We start from the raw sequence: 4,960 nt of genomic DNA on the forward strand, positions 1-4,960 counted from the left end.
CCCCAGTGCGGCGCGGCCTCTGGTCAATCCGCACCGCCGGGGTTATCTGCGAGATCGCGCCGCACTGGGGTGCGGCGCTCCCAGGCCGGGCCGGACCATCGCGCCGGACGAGGCTTGTGCCCCGTCCCGCCCCGATCGGCTCAGGCCAGATCGAAGCGCAGAAATTCCATGCTGAATTGCCCCCGCCCCTGGGTCAGGCTGCGCAGCGTGGTGGTGTAGCCGAGCAGGGCGGCGAGCGGGGCCTCGGCGCGGACCTCGGCGGTCTCGCCGCGGCTGCCGGTGTCGGTGATCATCGCCGTGCGCGACTGCAGGTCGCCGAGTACGGCCCCCAGGTTGACCTGCGGCACTATGACCTCGAGTGCCATCACCGGCTGCATCAGGGCCGGTTGGGCGGCGTCCAGGGCCTGGCGCAGGGCGCGCCCGGCGGCGGCGGCCAGGGCCTCCGGGGTGGAGTTGGGACCGAAGACCTCGACTTCGCGCACCTTGAGTGCCAGGTCCAGCAGGGCCGCCCCCTGCAAGGGGCCGGACTCCAGGCCGCCGCGCAGCCCGGCCTCCATGACCCGGCGCTGCTCGTCGCTCAGGAGCGCCCCCTCGGGCAGGACCCGCGGGTCCACCGTGATCCGCACACCGGCGCCGCGCGCCAGCGGCTCCACCGCGAGTGCCACCCGCGCCATCAGGTCCGGGTGCTTGCCGTCGGGTGAGGGCGGGGTGGTGAAGAAGGCGTCGGCTGCGGCGGAACGGCGGATGGTCTCGCGCACGGCCACGGCGGGGCGGCCGCTGCGCACCGTGACGCCGAATTCACGCGCCATCCGCTCCAGGACCATCTGCAGATGCAGTTCGCCCATGCCGCGCAGCAGGCGCTGCCCGGTCTCCGGGTCCTCCTCCACCGCCAGGGTGGGGTCCTCCTGGGTCACTTTGTCCAGTACCTCCAGTAACTTCTCCTCCTCGGTACCGGCGGCGGCCTCGATGGCGAGCCCCAGCACCGGGGCGCGCGCCTCGATGCGCTCCAGGCCGAGCAGGTGCCCGGGGGCGCACAGGGTGTCGCCGGTGGTGGCGAAGCGCAGGCCGGCGATCAGGACGATCTGGCCGGGCTCGGCCTGATCGAGCTTGGTTTTCTTGCCGGCGTCCACGTCGAACAGGCGCGCCGCCTGCTCGCGCCGGGTCTGGCCGTCCGGACCGATGAACTCGACCGTATCCCCGGGCTTGAGGGTGTTACGGTAGATGCGGGCGAAGACGTGGCGCCGACCGTCCCAGAGTTGCACCTTGAAGGCCAGCGCGACGAGCGGCCCCTCACCGCCCAGGACGACCTCCTCAAGGCTGCCGTCCGGGTGCCGGCCGAGCGCCGGCGGGCGGTCCAGCGGGGCGGGGAGAAAGTCGATTACGCCGTCCAGCAAGGGCTGCACCCCCAGGTTGCGCAGGGCACTGCCGCCGTAACAGGGGAAGAGCCGCCCGGCCAGGGTGCCGCGGCGGATGGCGGCGCGTAAGGCGCCCGGATCCGGGTCCTCGCCCGCGAGGACCTGCTCGGTGAGGCGCTCGTCCCACTCGGCGGCAGCGAGCCCCAGGGCCTCGCGGTCCGCGGCCAGGCGCGCCCACAGGTCGGCGGGGCAGGGCTCGGTCACGACCAATTCGCCTTGCTCGCCCTGGAACCGAAGCAGGGTGCGGTCAATCAAATGGACCACGGCATGGTCAGCGCCTCCCTGGGCCTCGCCCAGGGGCACCGTGATGGGCACCGGCTCGGCCTTGAGACGGCGGCGGATGGCGTCCAGGGATGCACGATAATCGGCCCCCGGCCGGTCCATCTTGTTGACGAAGAAGAGGGCCGGCAGGTTGAAGCGGGCGCGTTGGCGCCATACGGTCTCCGTCTGGGGCTCGACCGCGCGCACAGCGTCCAGGACCAGGATGCAGCCGTCCTGCACCCGCATGGCGCGCTCCACCTCGATGGTGAAGTCGACATGGCCGGGGGTGTCGACCACCTGGATCAGGTGGTCCCGCCAGGGGGCCTTGGTGACCGCGGAGGTGATGGTGATGCCGTGGCGCTGCTCCTCGGCCAGGTAGTCCATGTGGGCGGCCCCGTCGTGCACCTCCCCGATCTTGTAGGAGGCGCCGGTGTAAAACAGGATGCGCTCGGTCAGCGTGGTCTTGCCGGCGTCCACATGGGCCGCGACCCCGATGTTGCGGACGTGCGACAATCGCGACAGTTTTTTCATCATGTTGACGAGGTAACAGTGTGAAGTATATGAAGTCGAAAGCGGAATCGTCCTGGGGTCGACAACGGAGCCGGGGCTTCACCAGGGCCGCACTGGCCGGCGCGGTCGCGCTTGCTCTGGCCCGGGCCCCGGGCGTCCAGGCCGACACCTTCAAATTTGCGCACCCGGGTGATAGCGTGGTCGGGGTGGCCTTCTATGTAAAGAGCCGCAAGCACGACACCCTGCTCGACATCGGGCGGCAGAATCAACTGGGCTATCAGGACATGGACCAGGCCAACCCGAAGGTCGATATGTGGGTACCCGGCGACCATGCCGAGGTGCTGATCCCGAGCCTCTACGTGCTGCCCAACACCCCGCGCACCGGGCTGGTCCTGAACCGGCCGGAGATGCGCCTCTATTATTACCCGCCCGGCCGGCCGGACGAGGTGCAGAGCTACCCGATCAGCATCGGCCGCGAGGGCTGGAGCACACCGCTCGGTACCTTCTCGGTCGCCACCAAGGTCAAGGACCCGACCTGGACCCCGCCGGCCTCGATCCGGGCCGAACATGCGGCCAAGGGCGACATCCTGCCGGCCGTGGTGCCCGCGGGTCCGGACAACCCGCTCGGGCCCTATGCCATGCGCCTTAGCATACCCGGCTATCTGATCCACGGCACCAACAAGCCCTGGGGCCTGGGGATGCAGGTCAGCCACGGCTGTATCCGCATGAATAACGAGGGTATTATCGAATTGTTCCCGCAGGTGGCCACGGGCACGACAGTGACGATCGTCGACCAGCCCTATAAGCTCGGCTGGCTGGGGGATGACCTGTATCTGGAGGTCCACATCGACGACGAGGGGAAGCGTAAGCCGGCGCGCTCAGTGATACCGGATTCGGTGGCGAACGCGCAGGGGCTGCAGTTGGACTGGAAGGCGGTCGAGCGGGCCGTAGCCGAGAACACCGGCCTCCCACAACTCGTGGGAAGCCGGCGCAGTTCAGCCGACAGGCTTCACTTGGACATGATCTTCTGATACATGCGGTCCAGACGCTCGGTGTTGGCGTCGCAGCAGGACTGGGCGCCCTTGGCGGCGTCCAGGGCCTGCTGGGCCATTTCGCGGGCGGTGGTGTCGGTGCAACCGCCGATCACGGTGGCGCCGATCAGGGCGGCGGCGGCCAGGGAAGCGAGCTTAACGACTTTGGTCATCGGTAGAATCTCCGTAGGTTGAGCCAAAAGGCCCTCTTTTTATAACACAGGTTCGGGTTTTTCCGAATCCCCCCACACCACCACCGCCGACGACGCGCGGTGCGCCCAAGGCGTCTGGTGGCCAGTAGGATCCGTGCTTGCGCTCTCGGGCCGTCATCGAGATGATTGACCGAAAGAGTCGGACCCGCTTTCTAAGCTTGCGTCAAACGGGCCGGAACATCAAGACCGCGACGCAATAAAGCCGCGAGGAGGCGCCCTTGGCGACCCGCGAAGGGGCCGTTTTGTACTTCAAAACCGCTCAGATAGCCCGTCGTCGGGGGCGCGGCGGCCCGCGGGACGGTGCGGCCGCAACCCTGGCGGGATGGGCCGCAATCAGGCACCATCGCTGCGCTCGATCCGCGTTACTCTGAGTCAGATCCGCGGACCACCGCCGTTTTTCTTCAGCTGTAAGGAACCTTGAGGCCATGCGCCGATATTACGGTCGTCCCCTGGACGACCCGTCGAACTCGCCCTTCCGCTGCGACGGTTACCTGGCGGGCGCCGTGATCCGCGACGACCGCGGGGCGACCATCCCGCTGTCGGCCCTGTCGCCCTTTTTGCGCGCCCTGCTGGTAACCGACGGGACCGTGACCAAGACACTGGAGGCCTATTTTTGGGAGCCGGTGACGGTGGACACCCTGGAGCAGCGCTTTGAAACCGCGGCGGAGCCGGTGCCCTGGATCGGGCTCGCGGCGGGCGATGCCTGTCTGATCCGCGATGCCCGCCTGCGCGGCGTTCACAGCGGACGCGCCTTTGCCGAGGCCCTGTCCCTGATCCGTACCGAACTGATCCCGCCGGACTTCCGTCGCCGCCTGATCGCCCGGGAGATCGGCATCGGCGCACTGATCCGCGACAGCGGACTGGAGAGCTATCGGGAGGTGCTGGACGTCGGACTGGAGCATGGAGGCGGCCCCCGGCGCGACCCGGCGGGGGCACCGATGGGGGCGGCGGACAGCGGCCCATCCGTGTTCAGGACCTATCGGATCATCATCGGCGGTCGCCCCGTGATCCTCATCACCGAGTGTTTTCCACTGGCCCTGTTTCCCGTGGACTGATCATGATGGCGCCCCTGGACACCATCCGCCTGAACGAGACCCCGGAGGGGGTTGACCTGGGCCTGCGCGTTGCGGGTCCGGCGCCGCGGGCCCTGGCCCTGGCCGCGGACGGCGCCATCCGGCTGGTCATCCTGCTGGCACTGAGCCCGCTGGCGGCCCTGTCCGGGCTCGGCCTCGGCCTGAGCCTGATCGCCGTCTTTCTGCTCGAGTGGCTCTACCCGGTCACCTTCGAGGTCCTCTCCGGGGCCACGCCCGGCAAGCGCGCCATGGGCCTCATGGTGGTTCACGACGACGGCACCCCGGTGGGGCTGCCCGCGTCCCTGATCCGCAATCTGTTGCGGGTAGTCGATTTTTTTCCGCTGTTCTATGGGGTGGGTCTGGTCTGCACCCTGGTCGATCGCGACTTCCGGCGGCTCGGGGACCTCGCCGCCGGGACCCTGGTGGTCCATGCGCAGCGCCGCTCAACGGGAGCGCGG

General features: G+C 68.9%; 5 protein-coding genes. 3 read left to right on the forward strand and 2 right to left on the reverse strand.

The genetic code is table 11. The annotated features are described in order from the left end of the window. Positions 1 to 140 precede the first annotated feature (140 nt). On the reverse strand, positions 141 to 2,207 hold the full coding sequence (locus QZY48_RS09470; RefSeq protein ID WP_295430452.1) for a translation factor GTPase family protein: 2,067 nt from the start codon (positions 2,205 to 2,207) through the stop codon (positions 141 to 143). A gap of 29 nt (positions 2,208 to 2,236) precedes the next feature. Here QZY48_RS09470 and QZY48_RS09475 point away from each other — a divergent pair, with 29 nt between their 5' ends. Beyond that, positions 2,237 to 3,217 carry a L,D-transpeptidase family protein gene (locus tag QZY48_RS09475; RefSeq protein WP_295430445.1) on the forward strand — a complete coding sequence of 327 codons (981 nt, stop codon included), beginning with the start codon at positions 2,237 to 2,239 and terminating at the stop codon, positions 3,215 to 3,217. Here the strand turns inward: QZY48_RS09475 and QZY48_RS09480 are convergent. After that, on the reverse strand, positions 3,196 to 3,390 hold the full coding sequence (locus tag QZY48_RS09480; RefSeq protein WP_295430447.1) for an alanine-zipper protein: 195 nt from the start codon (positions 3,388 to 3,390) through the stop codon (positions 3,196 to 3,198). The two genes, QZY48_RS09475 and QZY48_RS09480, sit on opposite strands and share 22 nt — an antisense overlap. A 464-nt stretch (positions 3,391 to 3,854) precedes the next feature. Here QZY48_RS09480 and QZY48_RS09485 point away from each other — a divergent pair, with 464 nt between their 5' ends. Further along, complete coding sequence (locus QZY48_RS09485; RefSeq protein WP_295430448.1) at positions 3,855 to 4,484, forward strand: chorismate pyruvate-lyase family protein; 630 nt, start codon at positions 3,855 to 3,857, stop codon at positions 4,482 to 4,484. Between the two features lie 2 nt (positions 4,485 to 4,486). Then, on the forward strand, positions 4,487 to 4,960 hold a 474-nt coding region (locus tag QZY48_RS09490; RefSeq protein ID WP_295430450.1), incomplete at its 3' end, for an RDD family protein.

It is taken from the genome of uncultured Thiodictyon sp., from assembly GCF_903828115.1.
Classification (GTDB): domain Bacteria; phylum Pseudomonadota; class Gammaproteobacteria; order Chromatiales; family Chromatiaceae; genus Thiodictyon.

What these genes read in the sequence shown, in the direction of transcription:
- QZY48_RS09485 (WP_295430448.1), top strand. Translation starts at nt 3,855, where the DNA reads ATGCGCCGATATTACGGTCGTCCCCTGGACGACCCGTCGAACTCGCCC.
- QZY48_RS09480 (WP_295430447.1), bottom strand. Translation starts at nt 3,390, where the DNA reads ATGACCAAAGTCGTTAAGCTCGCTTCCCTGGCCGCCGCCGCCCTGATC.
- QZY48_RS09470 (WP_295430452.1), bottom strand. Translation starts at nt 2,207, where the DNA reads ATGAAAAAACTGTCGCGATTGTCGCACGTCCGCAACATCGGGGTCGCG.
- QZY48_RS09475 (WP_295430445.1), top strand. Translation starts at nt 2,237, where the DNA reads ATGAAGTCGAAAGCGGAATCGTCCTGGGGTCGACAACGGAGCCGGGGC.